General features: G+C 40.0%; 17 protein-coding genes. 14 read left to right on the top strand and 3 right to left on the bottom strand.

The genetic code is table 11. The features are described 5' to 3' along the window. Nucleotides 1–3: 3 nt before the first annotated feature. The 11 genes from JFV29_RS27760 to rbsB all read left to right on the top strand — a co-directional run bounded on the left by JFV29_RS27760 (nucleotide 4) and on the right by rbsB (nucleotide 12,907). Nucleotides 4–1,512, top strand: a complete 1,509-nt coding sequence (locus JFV29_RS27760; protein WP_201187708.1) for a pyridoxal phosphate-dependent decarboxylase family protein — start codon at nucleotides 4–6, stop codon at nucleotides 1,510–1,512. After that, nucleotides 1,512–3,317, top strand: a complete 1,806-nt coding sequence (locus JFV29_RS27755; RefSeq protein WP_201187706.1) for an IucA/IucC family protein — start codon at nucleotides 1,512–1,514, stop codon at nucleotides 3,315–3,317. Before JFV29_RS27760 ends, JFV29_RS27755 begins: the two co-directional genes overlap by 1 nt. After that, on the top strand, nucleotides 3,307–3,891 hold the full coding sequence (locus tag JFV29_RS27750; protein WP_201187704.1) for a GNAT family N-acetyltransferase: 585 nt from the start codon (nucleotides 3,307–3,309) through the stop codon (nucleotides 3,889–3,891). The genes JFV29_RS27755 and JFV29_RS27750 overlap by 11 nt, the downstream gene beginning before the upstream one ends. Continuing rightward, nucleotides 3,866–5,194, top strand: coding sequence for a lysine N(6)-hydroxylase/L-ornithine N(5)-oxygenase family protein (locus JFV29_RS27745; RefSeq protein WP_201187702.1), 1,329 nt, complete (start codon nucleotides 3,866–3,868; stop codon nucleotides 5,192–5,194). The genes JFV29_RS27750 and JFV29_RS27745 overlap by 26 nt, the downstream gene beginning before the upstream one ends. Before the next feature lie 22 nt (nucleotides 5,195–5,216). After that, entirely contained in the window at nucleotides 5,217–7,028 is a 1,812-nt protein-coding gene (locus JFV29_RS27740) for an IucA/IucC family protein (RefSeq protein ID WP_201187700.1), read from the top strand. Between the two features lie 240 nt (nucleotides 7,029–7,268). Beyond that, a complete protein-coding gene (locus tag JFV29_RS27735) occupies nucleotides 7,269–8,255 on the top strand; it encodes a LacI family DNA-binding transcriptional regulator (protein WP_201187698.1) in 987 nt (328 codons plus the stop codon). Continuing rightward, on the top strand, nucleotides 8,252–9,136 hold the full coding sequence (gene rbsK / locus JFV29_RS27730) for a ribokinase (protein WP_201187696.1): 885 nt from the start codon (nucleotides 8,252–8,254) through the stop codon (nucleotides 9,134–9,136). The genes JFV29_RS27735 and rbsK overlap by 4 nt, the downstream gene beginning before the upstream one ends. Continuing rightward, nucleotides 9,133–9,525 (top strand): D-ribose pyranase, encoded by a 393-nt coding sequence (gene rbsD / locus JFV29_RS27725; protein ID WP_053348352.1) that lies wholly within the window; start codon nucleotides 9,133–9,135, stop codon nucleotides 9,523–9,525. The genes rbsK and rbsD overlap by 4 nt, the downstream gene beginning before the upstream one ends. A gap of 18 nt (nucleotides 9,526–9,543) precedes the next feature. Next, on the top strand, nucleotides 9,544–11,025 hold the full coding sequence (locus tag JFV29_RS27720) for a sugar ABC transporter ATP-binding protein (RefSeq protein WP_201187694.1): 1,482 nt from the start codon (nucleotides 9,544–9,546) through the stop codon (nucleotides 11,023–11,025). A 1-nt stretch (nucleotide 11,026) separates the two neighbouring features. Continuing rightward, nucleotides 11,027–11,971, top strand: coding sequence for an ABC transporter permease (locus tag JFV29_RS27715; protein ID WP_053348354.1), 945 nt, complete (start codon nucleotides 11,027–11,029; stop codon nucleotides 11,969–11,971). A 15-nt stretch (nucleotides 11,972–11,986) separates the two neighbouring features. Then, nucleotides 11,987–12,907 carry a ribose ABC transporter substrate-binding protein RbsB gene (gene rbsB / locus JFV29_RS27710; RefSeq protein WP_053348355.1) on the top strand — a complete coding sequence of 307 codons (921 nt, stop codon included), beginning with the start codon at nucleotides 11,987–11,989 and terminating at the stop codon, nucleotides 12,905–12,907. A 376-nt stretch (nucleotides 12,908–13,283) separates the two neighbouring features. Here rbsB and gdhA read toward each other — a convergent pair whose 3' ends face one another. Next, nucleotides 13,284–14,666, bottom strand: a complete 1,383-nt coding sequence (gene gdhA / locus JFV29_RS27705) for an NADP-specific glutamate dehydrogenase (RefSeq protein WP_201187692.1) — start codon at nucleotides 14,664–14,666, stop codon at nucleotides 13,284–13,286. A 161-nt stretch (nucleotides 14,667–14,827) separates the two neighbouring features. On the opposite strand from gdhA, the gene JFV29_RS27700 reads away from it, so the two are divergent. From JFV29_RS27700 to JFV29_RS27690, 3 genes are all read left to right on the top strand, one after another. Then, on the top strand, nucleotides 14,828–15,730 hold the full coding sequence (locus tag JFV29_RS27700) for a LysR family transcriptional regulator (protein ID WP_056522058.1): 903 nt from the start codon (nucleotides 14,828–14,830) through the stop codon (nucleotides 15,728–15,730). A 614-nt stretch (nucleotides 15,731–16,344) separates the two neighbouring features. Continuing rightward, nucleotides 16,345–17,337 carry a PTS transporter subunit IIC gene (locus tag JFV29_RS27695; RefSeq protein WP_053348846.1) on the top strand — a complete coding sequence of 331 codons (993 nt, stop codon included), beginning with the start codon at nucleotides 16,345–16,347 and terminating at the stop codon, nucleotides 17,335–17,337. 110 nt (nucleotides 17,338–17,447) lie between these two features. Next, entirely contained in the window at nucleotides 17,448–18,647 is a 1,200-nt protein-coding gene (locus tag JFV29_RS27690) for a class I SAM-dependent rRNA methyltransferase (protein WP_201187690.1), read from the top strand. A 78-nt stretch (nucleotides 18,648–18,725) separates the two neighbouring features. Here JFV29_RS27690 and JFV29_RS27685 read toward each other — a convergent pair whose 3' ends face one another. Both JFV29_RS27685 and JFV29_RS27680 read right to left on the bottom strand, forming a co-directional pair. Beyond that, complete coding sequence (locus JFV29_RS27685; protein WP_201187688.1) at nucleotides 18,726–19,406, bottom strand: lysoplasmalogenase; 681 nt, start codon at nucleotides 19,404–19,406, stop codon at nucleotides 18,726–18,728. A 139-nt stretch (nucleotides 19,407–19,545) separates the two neighbouring features. Continuing rightward, a complete protein-coding gene (locus tag JFV29_RS27680) occupies nucleotides 19,546–20,814 on the bottom strand; it encodes a dicarboxylate/amino acid:cation symporter (RefSeq protein WP_201187686.1) in 1,269 nt (422 codons plus the stop codon). Between the last annotated feature and the right edge of the window lie 20 nt (nucleotides 20,815–20,834).

Genomic DNA, 20,834 nt, shown 5'->3' with positions numbered 1-20,834 from the left:
TAAATGATTGAAATGATTAATAAAACTAATTTTGCTTATTCTCCATTTTTCTTGAATAACGAGGCCGGTTTCAATAATTACACCGATTCTTTAACAATCATCGAAAAAAGACTTACCGACTTTTTAAAAGAGAATAATCAGCCGTATTCTGGGAAAAAACCACATGAAATAGAAGCGAGATTAAATGAGCTATCCCTTGGTTCTATAAAAGGGGAGACATTGGAAGGTGTCGCAGCTGAACTAGCTGAGTTTGTTATTAATGACAGCATCAATGTACACAGTCCTACTTGTATCGGACATTTGCATTGCCCGACACTCGTACCTGCAGTGGCTGCCGAAATGATTATCAGTACTCTAAATCAATCAATGGATTCCTGGGATCAAAGCTCGACCGCAACCTTTATTGAAGAGCGTTTAATAGATTGGTTGTGCACTCAGGTAGGGTTTTCTGATAAAGCGGACGGGATTTTCACAAGCGGTGGAACCCAATCTAATTATATGGGACTGTTATTGGCGAGAGACGCCTATTGTAAGCGTGTCTGGGATATAGATGTACAGCAACATGGTCTGCCAACCGAAGCAAAAAAACTGCGGATTTTATGCTCGGAGGCTGCCCACTTTACGGTTCGTAAATCCGCGGCGCAGCTAGGGCTTGGTGAACAGGCGGTAATAACGGTTAAAACGGATTCTAATCACCGTCTTTCTATAGATGAACTGAATCGTCAGCTTATGATTTTAGAGGAGCAGGATTTACTTCCATTTGCGATTGTTGCCACATGTGGAACAACGGATTTTGGTTCTATAGATCCATTACATGAATTGTCTGCAGCTGCAATGGAAAAAGGGTTATGGCTGCATGTGGATGCCGCTTATGGCGGAGCGATGATTTTAAGTCGGGATTTCAAAGAATTAATCAATGGAATTGAACTGGCTGACTCGATTACGGTTGATTTTCACAAATTATTCTATCAACCAATCAGTTGCGGTGCCTTTCTTGTCTCCGACCGCAATTCGTTTCAATATATCCAGCATCACGCCGATTACTTGAATCCACAGGAAGATGAAGAGGAGGGTATGGTCCACTTAGTCAATAAATCGATTCAAACGACGAGAAGATTCGACGCGCTGAAACTTTGGATGTCATTAAAGGTTGTTGGACTCGATACATTTGCTGAAATGATTGACTATACTTGTCATCTTGCACGCGAAGTGGCTGCGAAGATCAATAAAGCAGAAGGATTCAGCGTATTAAATAAAAATCCCGAATTGAATGCAGTTGTATTTCGTTATAATCCCGAAGGAAAAAGTGATCAATTAGTAAATCTTCTAAATAAACAGATTCAGCAAGAATTACTAAAGAGCGGACGTGCATTTTTGGCAAAAACTCGTTTTGATGGACAGGTTTATTTAAAGATGACTCTATTGAATCCAATGACAAAGCTTGAACACATAGAGGAAATCATTGATGAGATTCGGGTATTAGGTGAAATGTTCAAGATGATGGAGGAATGATGATGAATAGTAAGCAAATAGCTGAACGGGCGACGATGCAAAGCTTTCTGAATTGTTATTTCCGAGAAACTGGGAATTGCAGTCTAGAAGAAACAAAGAACTGGCCTGAACTGGAGGGTACTGTACCGACTTCTTTATTAGTCAGTAATCTTGCATCCCAAGATATTGCATTGCTTGTTCCACTAAAGTATTGGTCGGAAACGGGGCGTCATATTATATCCTTCCCGGTTTACTACCAAACGGCGTCCAAACAAGTGCGTGAATTAGACTACGTGACAATGGTTTCAGCCGTGTCTAAAGAATTATTAAATGAACAGGGCCGAACAGATAGTGAAGATGAATTGATGTTGCGTGTCATCCTAAGTAGCCAAAATATTCAACGCTATGTGGAAGCACGGAGAGTAGACTTTGATGCACTTCAAAGTCCTGACTTTACATACATCGAAGCAGAACAGTCCCTTCTATTTGGTCACTTGTTCCATCCAACACCGAAAAGTAAGCAGGGAATATCAGATAGGGATGAATGGAACTATTCACCAGAATTAAAAGGGGAGTTCCAGCTTCATTACTTCCTAGCAGATTCATCGATTGTCATCCAAGACTCTAGTGAAGTCATATCTGCAAGTGAGATCATTAAACAGGAATTAGCCGGCGATTTGGAGATTTCCAGTGGATTCCGTGAATCGTATTGCAAAAAAGAAAGCCCATATATCATTATTCCAGGGCACCCGCTTCAGGCAAAAGAACTAGTCGAAAAAGAAGAAGTCAAGAAGTTAATTGAGCTAGGACTACTAATCTATGCAGGCCCGCTTGGGAAAAAATTCACGGCCACTTCTTCATTCAGAACAGTCTATAGTGCTACATCGAAATATATGTATAAGTTTTCCGTTCCGGTTAAAATCACAAACTCGTTACGTGCAAATCTGCAAAAAGAACTCGATCGTGGTGTTGAAATCGCGAAATTAATAGATTCCAAAGTGGGCGATGATTTAAGAAAGCAGCACCCGTCCTTCCGCGTCATAAAGGACCCTGCTTATCTAACAATCAAAACAACTGAACAAGATTCAGGTTTTGATGTTGATATTCGGGAAAATCCTTTCTATGAAAACAATAAACAAGCAAGCCTGATTGCAGGTCTATGTCAGGACAATGCCTATGGTGCACCATCAAGGCTTGGAGCGATCATCCGAAAATTAGCAGAAGAAGAAAACCGTAGTACTGAAGAAGTAAGTAAGGATTGGTTTAATACGTATCTTTCAATGACACTAAAACCGATGCTTTGGCTGTTTGAAGAGTATGGAATTGTTCTAGAAGCCCATCAACAAAATTCAATTATCCAGCTTCAAAATGGGTACCCATCCACTTTTTATTATCGAGATAATCAAGGGTATTACTATTGTGAATCAAAAGTAGACCGGCTGATGAGCATCCTGCCTGAACTAAGTGAAAAAAGCTTCACAATTTGTTCTGATGAAGTTGCTGAAGAAAGACTTCAATACTATTTCTTCTTTAATCACTTATTAGGCATAATCAACAATTTTGGTACGGAAGGATTAGCATCAGAGCAGACACTATTACAGCTCGTTCAGGAACAACTAGAATCTAGTGGTAAGGAAAGCAAAGATGAAGGATTGAACCGGGTTGTCTCGAGGTTGCTTTATGAACAAGAACTACCTTGTAAAGCCAATTTACTGACGCGTTTTCATGATATGGACGAGCTTGTTGGCTCACTTGAGACACAGTCTGTTTATACGACCATTGAAAATCCGTTCGCGCAGGGGGTTTTGGCCATCCATGAAAAATAGTTATGAAGAAAAGCTGAAAGACCGTAATCAGCAGCTTTCTTTTGTCAAAGTGGAATTTGAGCGGGATATTGATACTCTGCATAGTTGGATGCACGAAGATCATGTGATACCCTACTGGAACTTGAATTTTACAAAAGAAAAATTTGCTGTTCATTTGCAGAAAGCGTTGGCTGATACACACCAAACACTATACTTGGGTTGCCTGGACGAGATCCCAATGAGCTATTGGGAGTCGTATTGGGTAAAAGGCGATATCATTGAAAAATATTATGAGGCTGAGGAGGGTGACCAGGGTATTCATTTACTCATTGGTGATCCCGAGTATCTTGGAAAAGGACTAGCTTTGCCATTTTTGCGTGCAATGGTGAAATTCCAACTACTGACTTCTACCACAAACAAAGTGATGGCAGAACCGGATATCCGGAATGCAAAGATGATTCATTTATTTGAAAAATGCGGCTTTACCCCAATTAAAGAGATTGAACTCCCTGACAAAACAGGATTACTTATGTCATGTACGCGGGAGAATTTCGAGAGGAAGTGGAAGTATGGAGAAGCAACAATCTATCTATGATGTGGTTGGAATCGGGATAGGTCCCTTTAACCTTGGACTTGCGGCCCTTTTAGAGAAAACCCCGGAGCTAAATGCCGTCTTTTTTGAGAAAAAGCAGGAATTTAATTGGCATGAAGGGATGTTGCTTGAAGGGACGACACTGCAGGTACCATTCTTTGCTGATCTAGTTAGCATGGCAGATGTGACAAGCCCATATAGTTACTTGAATTATTTACAGCAACATGACCGGCTTTATCATTTCTACTTCCTTGAAAAATTCTTGATTCCGCGAAAAGAATATAACGAATATTGCCGCTGGACTGCGAATCAACTTGATAGCTGCTGTTTTGGAAAAGCGGTGGAGGCGCTGGAGTATATTAAGGATCAAGAGGAACCTTTCTATCAGATCAGTGTGAGAGATGAAAAAACTCAACAGATTGAAGTCTATTATAGCCGTCATATAGTCATGGGAATTGGCAGTGCTCCAGCTGTACCGTCTGCATTTAGTCCATATATGGGAGAGAGCATCCTGCATTCGGCCGATTATTTACGGAATAAAGAAAATGTCTTAAAGAAAAAATCCATAACAGTTGTCGGATCCGGACAGAGTGCGGCCGAAGTATTTGAAGACCTACTTAATGAGCAGGAGAAGCATGGTTACCAGCTAAACTGGTATACAAGATCCAAAGGTTTTTTTCCTATGGAATATTCAAAACTTGGGTTGGAATACTTCACTCCAGATTACCTAGATTTCTTTTACCGGCTGCCTCAGGAAAAGAAAGATGAAATTCTGCCAAAACAGGATCTGTTGTATAAAGGAATCAGCGCGAAGACAATTGCTGCGATCTTCGACAAAATGTATGAAAAGTCTATTGGAAATGCAGAACTTGCCATTGAACTTAGGGCAATGACAGAAGTTGCAGCCGTAAAGCCAACTGAAAGTGGCTGGACATTGAAATGTCGACAGTGGGTGGAAGAAAGCGAATTTGATGTGAACACAGAGGCGGTCGTTTTTGGTACTGGCTACAAATCAACCGTGCCGGCATTCCTTGACAGTATGGAAGACCTTATAGTCCGCGATGAGTTTGGCAGACTTGAAATTACGAAAGACTATCGAGTTGGTACGACCGTATCTACACCAAATCATCTTTTTATTCAGAATGGCGAGATACATACGCACGGCGTGGGCGCACCTGATTTAGGATTAGGGGCATTCCGGAACTCCATTATTATTAATCAATTAGCGGGAAAAGAGATTTATCCATCTGAACCAAAAGGAGCTTTTCAATCATTCCGTGTAAAAGCACCAGTCATGGCCTATTAATAGAAAGAAAGGGAGTCAATGTATGCAGTTCATAAATGAAGTGGAAAAGGCGGTTACAGAAAAAAATTGGTCGATAGTAAACCAAAACCTACTCGCTAAAATGATTTCCGAGTATATGTATGAAGATATAATCCATCCAGCTGTCTTGAACGAAAATGCAGCAGGAAACTTATATGAGTTAAAGATAAATGAGGAAAAATCTTATCAATTTTTAGCCTTGCCTCGTCTTTTTGACAGTTATGATGTACAGGCTGAATCGATTAAAGTATTTGAAGCAGAACAAACCAGACAAGCAAATGATGCCATTCAATTCATTTTGGACCTTCAGCCGTTAATCGGGATGACTGCAGAAACAACGGGCCATTTAATCAAAGAGTTCCATCATACGTTGCTTGCAGACCTGCAATTACTATCTAAACCGGAACAAAACGCGGATGATTTAGTCGAACTGGACTATGCGCTACTTGAAGGAGAAATGAGCGGTCACCCTTGGATTGCCTATAACAAGGGAAGAATTGGATTCGGTTATGATGATTACCTGAAATTCGCTCCAGAAAATCAGGAGAAAATTCAGCTATCATGGATTGCCGTTCATAAAACAAGGGGTGCGTTCAATTCCATCCAAACGTTATCCTATAAACAATTGATGGAAAATGAACTAGATGATGAAACCCGAAAAGTATTTGGAAACAGATTGGCAGAGAAAGGGTTAAAGGAAGAAGACTATTTTTACCTGCCAATCCATGAATGGCAATGGAAGAATGTAATCATTCAGAATTTTACCGATGATTTAGCTAAAGGTCTGATTGTAGCTTTAGGAAACGGCCCTGATGAGTATCTTCCACAGCAATCGATTCGGACGTTTGTTAATGTTTCGAATAAGAACAAACATCACGTCAAGCTACCAATGAGCATTTTAAATACGTTGGTCTACCGTGGGTTACCAGCAGAGCGTACTGTCATTGCACCAAAAATCACAGAGTATATTAAGAACATTTACAATAATGATTCGTTCTTAAAGGAAGAATGTAAAGTAGTACTTCCTGGTGAGGTGGCCAGTTTAAATGTGGATCACCCATATTTTTCTAAGCTAAAGAATGTACCATATCAATATTTAGAGATGCTAGGCGGTATTTGGAGAGAAAGCATATACAGTTATATGGAAGAAGGCGAGAAGCCTATTACACTTGCATCCCTTTTGCATGTGGACCACGAAGGAAAGCCGTATGTGGAAAGCCTGATTGAAAAATCTGGATTAACTACGGAGGCCTGGACAGCCCAATTATTCGACGTCATTCTTTCACCATTGTTACATTTTATCTATCAGTATGGGGTTGTCTTCTCACCGCATGGCCAAAATACAATTTTAGTATTGAAGGATTATAAACCGCACCGGTTGGCAATCAAGGATTTTGTAGATGATGTAAATATCAGTGATCAGCCGCTTCCTGAATTAAGTATGCTTCCTGATAATCTAAAAAAGGTACTAAGAAGCGAAGCTCCGGAGGGCCTGGTTCAATTCATTTTCACGGGACTATTTATCTGTCATTTCCGTTACTTGTCCACACTTCTTATGAGAAGGAACCTATTGGATGAGAATGTCTTTTGGGAAGGTGTCGCTCGAGCAATCCTTACACATCAGCAAAAATTCCCACAATTGCAGGATCGTTTCGAGACATTCAATTTCTTTGCACCTAAATTAACCAAACTCTGTCTGAACAGAAACCGTATGCTTCAATATGGATATAGTGATGGCGAAGATCGTCCGCATGCATCTGAGTATGGGTATGTAAATAATGCTCTTTACGAAAAGTTACCTGCAAACACACTTTAAATGTAAAGTTGGCTCAGATATTTGAGCCAGCTTTTTCAAATTTTTTGTTTTCATAACTAGAGATGTGAAAGGAACCTTTGTGTTCATTATTCATCAAATGTATATCTAAGAAAGGATTGTGTTATGCTTTTTGGTTCAAATTACCTAATGAATATCTGTGGAATAGGACTTGCCGTCCATATGAATTGGTGATAAGCTAAATATGTAAACGGTTACACATAATATATTGAGGTGGATATATTGGCAACTATTCGGGATGTTGCAAAGGAAGCGGGAGTTTCCGTAGCAACGGTTTCAAGAGTGATGAATGGCAGCGGATATGCACATGAAGACACAAAGAAAGTGGTCATGGCAGCTGTTGAAAAGTTAAATTATAAACCGAATGAAGTGGCAAGATCCCTCTATAAACGTAAATCTAAATTGATTGGCTTGATTTTACCTGACATTACTAATCCCTTCTTTCCAGAAATGGCAAGGGGCGTTGAGGATTATCTGCAGAAATTTGGATATCGATTAATATTTGGGAATAGCGATGAAAAGCGAGATAAGGAAATAGAATATATTGACACCTTTCTACAGAATAATGTAGTGGGCATGATTGCATCAACAAGTGAAGAGACAAATGAGAATTTTGATAATCTAGAAATTCCTGTTGTTCTTCTTGATCGTACAGCAGAGGAGTTACCAGCCGTCTATTCGGATCAAAAAACAGGCGGTAAATTGGCAGCTCGTGTATTGCTCGATCGAGGTAGCACAAACATCGTCCTTATCAGGGGACCAGTCGAAATAAAACCTGTATATGAACGGTACATTGCAGCATTGGAAGAATTGGAGCAAGCGGAAGTGAATGTTCATGTCATGGATTCATCTCTTACCCTTCAAGGTGGACAAATTTGTGCGAGACAGTTGTTTGAACAGTATCCGGAGACAGATGGAATCATTGCCTGTAATGATATTGTTGCAGCAGCCGCCCTACAAGAAATCTTGAAAAGGGGAATAAGAATCCCTGAAGATATTCAATTGATTGGTTATGATGATATCGCATTCACAGCGTTATTACATCCTCCGCTATCGACAATTCGCCAGCCCGCCTATGAGATGGGGGCACAAGCAGCAAAACTGTTAATTAAAAAAATCAATCAGGAAAAGATAGAAGAAACGCACAAAAAGCTTCCAGTTTCTTTTGTGGAAAGACAAACAACGAGAAGGAAGGCGGAGAAGCCATGATAAAAATTGCAGTAGTAGGAAGTTCTTCAATGGACTTAGTGGTAACATCAGCTAAGCGTCCTATAGCAGGGGAAACAGTTCTAGGAGATTCGTTTATAACAGTTCCAGGAGGAAAAGGGGCCAATCAGGCCGTGGCCGCAGCTCGTCTTGGTGCGGAAGTAACAATGATTGGATGTGTAGGAGATGATTTTTATGGAGAGGTCATCTTAGAAAACCTGAAAAAAAATCATGTAAACACGAAGTATGTGGAACCGGTTACAGGTGCTATGTCAGGTACAGCCCACATTACCCTTTCAGAAGGTGATAACAGTATTATTGTCGTTAAAGGAGCAAATGATTCCATCACTCCTGAATATGTACAAAAAGCGAAAAAAATCATCGAGGAATCAGATATCGTCATGGTTCAGCAGGAGATACCAGAGGAAACTGTTTTATACCTTGCTGAATTATGTGAAAAACTCCAAAAGAGATTACTTTTAAACCCAGCACCTGCACGTAAGATAAGCGAGGCTGTTATTCAACAGTCATCATTCATTACACCGAATGAACATGAATTCGAAATACTATTCGATGGAAGAGACCGGACGGAAGTTTTAACAGAGTATCCAAATAAATTATTTATTACAGAAGGTAAAAATGGCGTCCGTTATTTTGACGGGCATGAAGAGAAGGTTGTCCCAAGCTTTGTGGTTGAAGCAGTCGATACAACAGGTGCAGGAGATACATTTAATGCTGCACTCGCGGTTGCTGTTGCAGAAGGAAAAAGTTTTGACGACTGTCTGTTATTCGCAAACCGGGCTGCCTCTATTTCTGTTACGAAGTTAGGAGCTCAAGGAGGTATGCCGACAAGGGAAGAAGTCGAAAGGAGCTTTGAAGAATGAAGCGTCATGGAATCATCAATAGTTCAATAGCCAAAGTTCTTGTTGACCTTGGGCATACGGATTATATTGTCATAGGTGATTGCGGCCTCCCGGTACCTTCAGGAGTACTTAAAATAGATTTAGCCTTAATACCTGGAACGCCTTCATTTCAAGATGTTGTTCGTGCCGTTCATGAAGATATGGTAGTCGAGAAAGTGATTGCCGCCACTGAGGTGAAGGAGAAGAATTCAAAGCAGCATCAATATATGGAACAGCAATTCGGAAATGCGATTGAATATGTTTCCCATGAGGATTTTAAAAGGCTGACAAGTAAAGCAAAGGCAGTAATCCGTACAGGAGAAACGACGCCGTATTCAAACTGCATTTTGCAGTCTGGAGTATTTTTTTAAATAAAAGAGGTGAAGAGCATGCAAATTGAAATGAAAAATATTTATAAAGCATTTGGTCAAAACAAGGTATTGGAAGGCGTTCAGTTTTCTTTAGAGGCTGGAGAAGTCCACGCGCTTATGGGAGAAAATGGAGCCGGAAAATCGACCTTGATGAACATTTTGACCGGGCTGCATAAGCATGATCAAGGGACTATTGAAATTAATGGTAAAGAAACCTCATTTAAGGATTCAAAGGAAGCAGAAGAAGCGGGAATGGCCTTTATCCGTCAGGAATTGAATATTTGGCCAGAAATGACGGTGTTAGAGAATTTATTTATCGGCAAGGAAATGGTAAATGCCTTCGGTGTCCTAAGAAATAAACAAATGAAAGCGCGTGCAAAAGAGATCTTTAAAACGCTTAATATTTCCCTTCCTTTTGATAAGGAAGCAGGGCTTTGTTCCGTTGGGGAACAGCAGATGATTGAAATTGCTAAAGCGCTTATGACGGATGCCGAAGTCATCATCATGGACGAACCAACCGCGGCCTTAACTGATAGAGAAATCGAGAAGCTCTTTGAAGTGATGAAGGGCCTTATCGAAAAAGGCGTGTCTCTTGTTTATATCTCTCACCGAATGGAAGAAATCTTTGCCATTTGCGACAGAATCACCGTGATGCGTGATGGAAAAACTGTCGATACGAAAAGAATTAAAGATACAAATTTCGATGAAGTTGTTCAAAAGATGGTTGGCCGGGAGCTAGAGGATCGTTTTCCTCATCGTGAAGCCCATCTAGGTGAAGTAGTCCTTGATGTAAAAGGACTAACTAAAAAGGGGCTTTTTGAAGATATCCATTTCGCTGTCCGAAAAGGTGAGATTGTGGGCGTGGCCGGATTAATGGGAGCGGGTAGAACAGAAATAATGCGTGCCCTTTTCGGGGTTGATCAAATAGACAGCGGTGAGATTACTGTTGAAGGTAAGAAAGTTTCCATACGAAAACCAACGGATGCAGTTCGCTACGGTTTAGCTTTCATCACGGAAAACCGTAAAGAAGAGGGCTTGATCCTGGACTTTTCAGTACGGGAAAATATCGGCCTGCCGAATTTAAAAAGCTTCGCTCCTAGTGGACTCGTAAAAACGGAAGATGAGAAAAAATTTGCAGAGATGATGATCAAGCGACTTCACGTGAAAACATCCTCTACAGAAACGATCATCGGTAATTTATCCGGTGGGAATCAACAAAAGGTGGTTATTGCCAAATGGATTGGCACTTCGCCTAAAGTATTGATTATGGATGAGCCAACCAGGGGAATTGATGTTGGAGCTAAACGTGAAATTTATGAATTGATGAATGAATTAACAGAGCGCGGTATCGCCATTATTATGGTTTCCTCAGAGCTCCCTGAAATCGTTGGGATGAGTGATCGAATCCTTGTTGTTCATGAAGGTAAAATTGCCGGGGAACTGAAAAAGCAGGAAGTAACACAAGAAAAAATTATGGCATTGGCGACAGGAGGGAACTAGGATGAAACTTGAGGCTACAGGGAAAAGCGGGATTTGGCAGAAATTTGGTCCGTTACTCGCCTTGATTTTATTATTTATCGTAATAACTGTTTTAAATCCATCATTCATGGAACCAAATAATATTTTGAATTTATTGCGTCAAACCTCTATTAATGCGCTTATAGCATTTGGGATGACCTTTATCATTTTAACAGGTGGAATAGATTTGTCCGTTGGTTCCATACTGGCTCTATCCAGCGCACTTATGGCTGGAATGATGGTCTCAGGATTAGATCCAATTTTAGCAATATTAGTAGGAGTTCTACTGGGTACACTAATGGGTGTAATTAATGGAATTCTTGTTTCAAAAGGGAAAATGGCACCTTTCATTGTGACGCTGGCTACGATGACAATTTTCCGGGGATTAACGCTCGTCTATACAGATGGAAAGCCAATTACAGGAATTGGTGATTCAGAACTGTTCCAAATGCTTGGGAGAGGATACTTCCTTGGGCTGCCGGTTCCAGCGGTTGTGATGATTATTGCTTTCTTTATTTTATGGTTCCTACTTCATAAAACATCATTTGGCCGTAAAACGTATGCAATTGGTGGAAATGAAAAGGCTTCCCGAATATCTGGGATTAAAGTAGATCGAGTAAAAGTAGCCATTTACGGGCTGGCAGGTACTATGGCAGCGATTGCTGGTGCCATTTTAACATCCCGTTTGAATTCGGCACAACCAACAGCTGGTCAATCCTATGAGATGGATGCCATTGCTGCGGTAGTGCTTGGCGGAACAAGCCTTTCAGGCGGTAAAGGCAGGTTGTTCGGTACACTAGTCGGTGTTCTGATTATCGGTACTTTGAATAATGGTATGAATTTACTAGGTGTATCTTCTTTTTACCAACAAGTGGTAAAAGGTGCAGTTATATTAGTTGCGGTTTTACTTGACCGTAAAAAATCATAAGTTGAGGTGTAATCAATGAAAAAAATAGTATCGTTGTTCATGATTCTTTCTTTAATGGTGTTAGCTGCCTGTTCAATGGATTCGGGTCAAAAAGATGATAAAAAAGAAACCAAAGACTCTATGGAAGACGTGAAAGTCGGAGTCAGTATTTCAACGTTAAACAATCCATTCTTCGTTTCTTTAAAAGATGGTATTGAAAAAGAAGCAAAAGAAAAGGGCATGAAAGTTACAGTTGTTGATGCACAGGACGATACAGCTAAACAAATTAGTGGGATTGAAGATTTAATTCTTCAAAAAGTAGATATCCTTCTTGTTAATCCAACAGACTCAAGCGCAATTTCTTCAGCTGTTCAATCAGCAAACGAAGCGGGTATTCCTGTTATTACAATTGATCGTTCTTCTGAAGAAGGGGATATCGAAACATTCATCGCTTCCGATAACGTGGCTGGTGGAGAATTAGCTGCAGAATACCTAGTTAAAGAGCTTGGCGAAAACGCAAAAGTAGTGGAGCTAGAAGGGGTTTCAGGTGCATCTGCAACTCGGGAACGTGGGAAAGGGTTCCACAATATTGCTGACAAGCAATTAGAAGTGCTTACAAGTCAAACGGCAGAATTTGACCGCACAAAAGGTCTTAACGTTATGGAAAATATCCTACAAGGTAAAAAGGACATTCAAGGGGTATTCGCTCATAATGACGAAATGGCTCTAGGAGCTATTGAAGCAATCAAAGCAGCTGGTAAAGACATCATTGTTGTTGGTTTTGATGGGAACGATGATGCTTTAAAGGCTGTTGAAAACGGTGAGCTAAAAGCAACGATCGCTCAGCAACCGGCTCTTATCGGTAAAGAAGCGGTTAATGCCTCAGAAAAAGTCTTAAAAGGTGAAAAGGTAGACGAAACAATCTCTGTACCATTGAAATTGGTTACTAAAGAATAATAGTTTTAGTGAGAGTGTCGGAATTTTTCCGACACTCTTTTTGTAGATCAATGATTCAATCTTTTACAATCAAGTTAGTTTGATGCAAATGTGGCGGCTAACTATACAAAGATCATATTAATCAGTTGAATAGCAGAATACAATCTAACCTCTTAAATCATGCTACAGGTGAATATATTGAACGGTTATAATTTAGCGTTCACTACTATTAGGATGTGAACTTTTTACGTTTAGGGACTTAAGTAGTGGTAAAGAGGATTTTAAGGTTATTCAGCACGGATTGAAATGAACGATTACCTGCAAGAAGATGTAATTACTCTTGTACAAAAAATAAGGCGGCCCATGTTGGGACCGCCTCCTGAAATTTAACTTATTATTAGAGTATGCCTTGAGTCAGCATAGCATCGGCTACTTTTAGGAATCCAGCAATGTTGGCTCCGACAACTAAGTTGCCAGGTTCACCGTATGCTTCGGCTGCTTCTACACTGTTTTTATAAATGTTTTTCATGATACCGTGTAGTTTTGTATCGACTTCTTCAAATGTCCAAGGCATTCTAGCACTGTTTTGGGCCATTTCAAGTGCAGAAACGGCAACACCACCTGCGTTAGCGGCTTTGGCTGGTCCGAAAAGGACGCCATTATTAAGGAATACGTCAATAGCCTCAAGAGTTGATGGCATGTTAGCACCTTCGCCGATTGCTTTCACGTTGTTTTTAACAAGCAATTTTGCTGCTTCTTCATCAATTTCATTTTGTGTTGCACAAGGAAGGGCGATATCGCATGGTACAGACCAAATTCCGTAGCTACCTTCATTGTATTCAGCTTCGGGATGAGCATCGACATACTCACTCAAACGTTTTCTTTCTACTTCTTTTAAACGTTTAACTGTATCTAGGTTCAGACCATTTTTGTCATATATATACCCATTAGAGTCGCTGCATGCTACAACTTTAGCGCCCAGCTGTGTAGCTTTTTCAATGGCATAAATGGATACATTACCTGATCCTGAAATAACAACTGTGCTACCATGGAACTGTAATCCTTTGTCTTTTAGCATTTCTTCGACAAAGTAAACCGTCCCGTATCCAGTCGCTTCTGTACGGGCTAAGCTTCCGCCGTAACTTATGCCTTTACCAGTTAAAACACCCGCATGGTAGCTTCCTTGGATCTTTTTATACTGACCGAATAGATAACCGATTTCTCTAGCCCCTACTCCGATATCCCCAGCCGGTACGTCTGTATCCGGACCGATATAGCGAGCCAGTTCTGACATGAAGCTTTGGCAAAAACGCATGATTTCAGCGTCTGATTTTCCTTTTGGATCGAAGTCAGATCCGCCTTTTCCTCCGCCAATTGGCTGTCCTGTAAGAGAATTTTTAAAGATTTGCTCGAAACCAAGGAACTTGATAATACTTGAGTTTACTGTCGGGTGAAAGCGTAGACCGCCTTTAAATGGCCCAATAGCACTGTTGAATTGCACGCGGAAACCACGGTTGACTTGTACATTTCCTAGGTCATCAACCCAAGAGACACGGAAGGTAATCATTCTTTCTGGCTCAACGAGTCTTTCTAAAATCCCACTATTCATATAAATAGGGTGTTTTGAAAATACTGGTACTAATGAAAGAAATATTTCTTTTACGGCTTGATGGAATTCACTTTCGTGAGGATTACGCTCCTTTACCTGTGCGTATACTTGACTTACAAACTCTTTGGCAACTTGTAATTCCTCTTGCTCAACTTCATGTGTCGTTGTCATTAATATTTCTCCCCTTTTTTGGTAATAAAGTCATGAAAATATATTTGAATATATATATAGGTTTTTATGTGATACTTTCATGATATAATTTAAATTTGAAAGAAACAATCTGAATATTAGATAAATAACATGCTGTTTTGATATGAAAGAAGGAGCTTACATTGGAATTAAGACAAATCGAATATTTCATTGAAGTGGCAAAGCGTGAACATATGACGGAAGCAGCAGTGGCTTTGCATGTTGCCCAGTCTGCAGTCAGTCGTCAAATTTATAATTTAGAAGAAGAATTAGGTGTGCCTTTATTTATCCGCGAAGGCCGGAAGATTAAGCTGACGCCTATAGGACATACATTTCTAGCGAATATGGAACAAGCTATGGATATCATTGATCGTTCAAAGCGTGAGCTGGCTGAGAGCTTAAATCCGGAAAAAGGGACAATTCGTATTGGCTTTCCAAGTAGTTTAGCTTCCTATATATTGCCAAAGGTTATTTCTGATTTCAGAGAGATTTACCCGGAAGCGAAGTTCACCTTGAAACAAGGTTCATATCGCTACCTGATCGATTCTGTTATAAAAGGAAATATTAATATGGCCTTAATTGGACCTCTACCGATGAACGAAAAGAAAATTCACGGAGAAACTCTATTTATTGAGAACTTAGTTGCTCTTTTGTCAGAAAGCCATCCTTTGGCCTTGAAGAAGTCATTAAACTTAAATGAACTTCAAGGAAATCCGTTCATCGTATATCCTAAGGGGTATGTTTTACGTGATATTGTCATGAAGGCATGTAAACTGCACGGTTTCGAGCCAGAAGTTGCATTTGAAGGAAAAGATACTGATGCTATAAAAGGTCTAGTGGCAGCAGGGCTTGGCGTAACCTTAATACCAGAAATCTCTCTGATTGACAGCTTGCCTCGTTTTACAGTTAGACTGCCGTTGGATGAACCATCCGTAACTAGGGCTGTAGGTGTTATTATTCCAACTGAAAGGGAGTTAATGCCCACGGAGAAACTATTTTATCAATTCCTGAGAGACACCTTTGCAACTTTGGAAGGTTTTCAATAGAAGAAAAGTTAAAAGCTAGGCGTAAGGGAATTTTAAATAGCTTTATGAAAGATCCACATTTAAACCATAGTCTGGAAGAGAATCCAATTTAATTGGGTTCTCTTTCTTTATTAAAAGAGATGTAAATACTGGAAACCTATATCGAAATAATGTACTGACTATTCAGGTTGAAAAGCAGATACTTTAGAGTTTTTAATAATAAAAAGATTAATTTATTTTAAAATAATACATTATTAGATTTAATTGTACATAAAAGTAATATATACTCCATTTTTGTAAGCGTTTTTATTTTACTAGAATAAAAATACTGCTTACATTATCAGAAAATTCATGTTATTATACGAACAGACATTATCGGAGGCGGGGAATTAGATGAGTAGTAATTCAAATGAATTACTTCATATTATTATTCTCTTATTATGTTAGTGGGATTGATTATGTGGAATTGTTTGAGCCTTGCTTGTGAACTTTATAACAAGACGCTCAAGTAAAAACAAGTGGTGTACCCTCCAAATAACAGGGGTTTTTTTTTTTTTTATTTATCAAATTGAATATTCTGATAATTGATAAGGAGTGGAAATTAAGTGAGCAGGAAAGAATACATCAACGATCGAATGTACAAGGCATCAACAGGGATAGCTAATGCAGTTTTGGTTACGCTAGGGATCGGGTTATTGTTTGAATCCATAGGGGGATATTTAGATTGGGAGGTCCTCCTGGCAATAGGTGGGGCCGCAAAGGTCTTACTAGCCCCAGCTTTAGGAGCAGGTATCGCCTATCAGCTAGGAGGAAATTCATTAATTATTTTTAGTGCCATGGCTTCAAGTGCAGTAGGTGGCGCTGCCATTAACAGAACTGCTGAGGGAGTCTTTACGATTGTTACGGGTCAGCCACTAAGTGCAGTTTTGGCAGCATTAATCGCAACATATGTAGGTAAGCGTCTAATTGGTAAAACGAAATTGGATATTATGGCCATTCCATTGGCTGCAGTACTTGTCGGTGGGGTTTCTGGATATGGTCTAGCGCTTGTTACGACACCGTTCCTGACATGGTTAAGCAGTCAAATTACAGCTCAGGTCGAAGGTTCTCCATTAATTGGTTCCATGGTCATTGCATTAGTATGGAGCATATTATTGATGACACCAGCTTCTTCCGCTGCTCTAGCGATAGCCCTACAGTTAGATCCTGTTTCTAGTGCGGCAGCTTTAATCGGATGTACCGTTCAATTTGTTGGGTTCACTGTCATGTCTTATAAAGATAATGATATGGGTGGGTTCCTTGCTCAGATGGTTGTTACGCCGAAAGTTCAATTTCCTAACTTAATCAAAAAACCATTATATGTCGTCCCGCCTTTTGTAGCGGCAATCATTTGTGCTCCAATCGCTACGTTGGCATTCGATTTCCAAGTACCGTATGAGCTTGGAGGAATGGGCTTAAGTTCATTGATTGCCCCGATTGCTATCATTACAGGGCAAGGGTTGTACACGTTCCTGGTTTATGTGGCGGTGGGTATGGTCTTGCCAGCTGTAATCACCCTCGCCTTACATCGAGTATTGAAGATGATGGGTAAAGTAAAACCAGGAGATCTTCATTTAGAAGTATCATAATCAAAGATTTTTAGGAAACCAGCCTGTTGAAGGAACCAGGCTGGTTTTTATTTATAAAGGGATTAGGGTAAAATGGGGAGGAAAGCAATTGCATAGATAGGATGATATATATGGGAAAAGAAATAGATATAAAAGTGAAAGCTAAGTTTGTAAATAAAATCGCCAAAGGCTTTCCTTTGATTGCGAAAGAGTCGATTGGCAATCTCAATGACCTTCAAGATGAGGGATCTTTAGTGCGTTTGGTTGACGAGAACAATCGGTTTTTAGCAAAGGGGTATTATGGGAAACAGAATAAAGGCTATGGCTGGGTATTGACTCAAAAGGAGAATGATAAAATTGATCAATCATTTTTCAATGAAAAAATCAGAACAGCGTATGATTACCGAAAGCCATTTTTTGAAGATACAGAAACTACTGCTTTCCGCTTGTTCAATGGAGAAGGAGATGGGATTGGCGGGTTAATTATTGATCATTACGATGGTCACTACGTCATTAGCTGGTACAGCAAAGGGATATATTCGTTTAAAGACTATATCATTAAGGCCCTGCAGAATACGGTCGAGGTCAAGTCCATTTATCAGAAGAAACGCTTTGATACAAAGGGTCAATATGTAGATGAAGACGATTTTGTTATGGGGGAGCAGCCGGAATTTCCGCTTCTTGTCAAGGAGAATGGGGTCCGTTTCGCTGTATATTTGAATGATGGGGCCATGGTCGGTGTCTTCCTTGATCAGCGTGAGGTTAGAAGGACGATTCGAGATAAATATGCAAAAGGAAAGACCGTGCTGAATATGTTCTCTTACACAGGAGCATTTTCTGTATTTGCTGCTTTAGGCGGTTCCGTTAAAACGACTAGTGTGGACCTGGCGAATCGCAGTTTACCGAAAACGATTGAACAGTTCAGTGTGAATGAGATAGATCCTGAAACGCAGAATATCGTCGTGATGGACGTATTTAAATATTTTAAATATGCAGTTAAGAAGGCTCTGAAATTTGATATGGTCATTCTTGATCCACCCAGCTTTGCCAAGTCAAAGAAATTCACCTTCAGTGCCGGAAAAGACTATACGAATCTATTGAAGGATGCTATTTCCATAACAGAAGACAATGGGGTCATTATAGCGTCAACCAACTGCAGTACGTTTGACATGAAGAAATTTAAAAGCTTTATTGAGGCAGCCTTTAGAGAAATGAATGGTAAATATGAACTCATGGAAGAGTTTTCATTACCGGCAGATTTTAAAACAAGTTCGGATTATAAGGAAGGTAACTATTTAAAAGTAGTTTTCATTAAGAAAATTAATGGATGAAAAAAGGCATTCACAGTTTAATTAGAACTGTGAATGCCTTTTATTCGTGGGGAATTGTTTCATGTGGAACGGCTTAGCTCAGAATTTGCTGGCGATAGCTCGTCCGTTTTCCCGGTTGCTCGATGAAAGGAAAGCAGGTTTCGAGCTGATGCTGTTAGCGATGAAAAACTGAGCTGTATAGTAGGTTAACATAATCAGTGGGCCAGAAAAGGTGATATCTTCAACGAATTTGTTCCAGGATAAAATGGAGTCAGAAATGACGAACAGCAGCCCTCCAATAATGGCGGCTACATTTCCGGTCATAAATGCCGCCCATCCCATGAGAGAAATTACCGTAACATAGCAAATGACAGGAATGATTAGGCTGTTTTCACCTTTTTCAATCAAAGAAAGTACAATTTCACGGCCTATCCAAGTGGAATAACCAGCAATGGGAAGAATGGTTGCAAATCGAATCCATGAAAAGCTCCATGTGTTGAGGAATGCGGCAATATAGAAAAGATGACCGATTAAGAAGGCGGAAAGACCAATGACAAACCAGATCAACAAGCCGTCTCCAAGCATGCAAAAGAGTAAACCGAGAAGAATTAAGAATTGATATCGAGTCCGTTTTCCCTCATTTTTCGTGTAGGCATAAAGCAAAATCAATAACATAGGAATAATCTTGAAAAGAATTTTTATTACTAAAGGCTCTTCAGGTATAAAGAAAATATATAGCAGTCCCATGAAAAGGATTACAGCAGGCAACCATTTTAACATTAAATCCCTCCTCATTCTTTAATTCTATGTAAGGATACAGAACTCCTTGCCGATTAAAAAACTACTAGAAAGACAATTATTGAAAATAGTAAAAAAAACTGACTCCAGATTGTCTTGGAGTCAGTTCGATATTAGATAATCACACCACAGAATCTTCCTTAACAAACGCCTGTTTTAACCAGTTTTTCCCCTCGACCAGTCGTGTGACAAGCATGGTGCAAACGGTGTTTCCTGTTGAGTTAAGTAGTGTAGCAGGTGCATCGATAATCGTGGAGATAACAGCAATAATCGGCAGAACTTCAACAGGAAAGCCGAATACACTTAGAATCAACATTTCTCCTATCATGCCACCTCCAGGAATGGCCCCCATAACAGCGCCGACCAAAAAGGCAACAGCCAGTATACTTAAAATGCTGGAGATGCTTGTCATATCTTTGCCAAATAAGCTGAATAGGAAAACAATTTTCAACACCCCGCCAAATACAGAACCATCTTTGTGAGTGTTGGCTCCAAGCGGGATGACCGTCTCTGCGATGTCCTTTGGCACACCCATTTTTCTGACGGCTTCCAAATTGACCGGAATGCACGCGGCACTTGAACAGGTAGCAATGGCTGTAATAGATGGTGTGAAGGCATTTTTCCAAAATAGTTTAACTCCCTCTTTCCCACCGGCGATAAAGGCATATAGGGTGAAAAAGCCGAAGTAATAAATTAAAGCTAAAACTAGATAAAGAATGAAGGCACGTGCATAGCCTTCTAAAATCTGCGGTCCTAGCTGGCCGATAATAGCCGCAAAATAAGCGCCAAGTCCTATTGGTGCATAGTACATAACAATTTTTACGATTTTCATCATAACAGCTGTACCCGCTGTTAAAAACTCAGTAATCGGTTTCGCTTTCTCGCCGACCAGTGCGGTGGATAATCCAATTAATACAGAGAAAACGATAAGTTGAAGCATATTGCTTCTAGAAAACAGGTCTGGAAAATCGGACACGGTTACAGTATTAACCAGTTGACTAAGGAAAGAAACTTCTTCAATGGTTTCTTCAGAGGAACTGCTTTCCATCAGTTCTTTAATAGCTGTCGTATCAGTGCCTTCCAAAGGATTAATAATAGTTGTCCCAATAAAACCAATTACGGCAGCTAAAGCGGCTGTAGTCAGGAAAACGACAACAATACTGCCCATGATTTTCCCGAGACGCTTCATCCCGCTCATATTAGCAATAGCAGAAGAAATGCTGAAAAATACCAATGGAACGATGATTGTGAACATTAGATTTAGAAATAAGTCCCCTAGAGGCTGTATGACTGAGGTTTTCTCACCGAAAACGACGCCCGCTATCCCACCAATAATAATTGCAGAGAGTAATACTAAAGAGGATCGATAGTTTTTAAAAAAGCTCTTCATGAAAAATTCCGTCCTTTCAG

The organism is Peribacillus sp. TH16 (assembly GCF_016651095.1).
Classification (GTDB): domain Bacteria; phylum Bacillota; class Bacilli; order Bacillales; family DSM-1321; genus Peribacillus; species Peribacillus butanolivorans.
The sequence above is the reverse complement of the archived record's forward strand: the minus strand, read 5'-3'. Positions and strand labels throughout refer to the sequence as shown.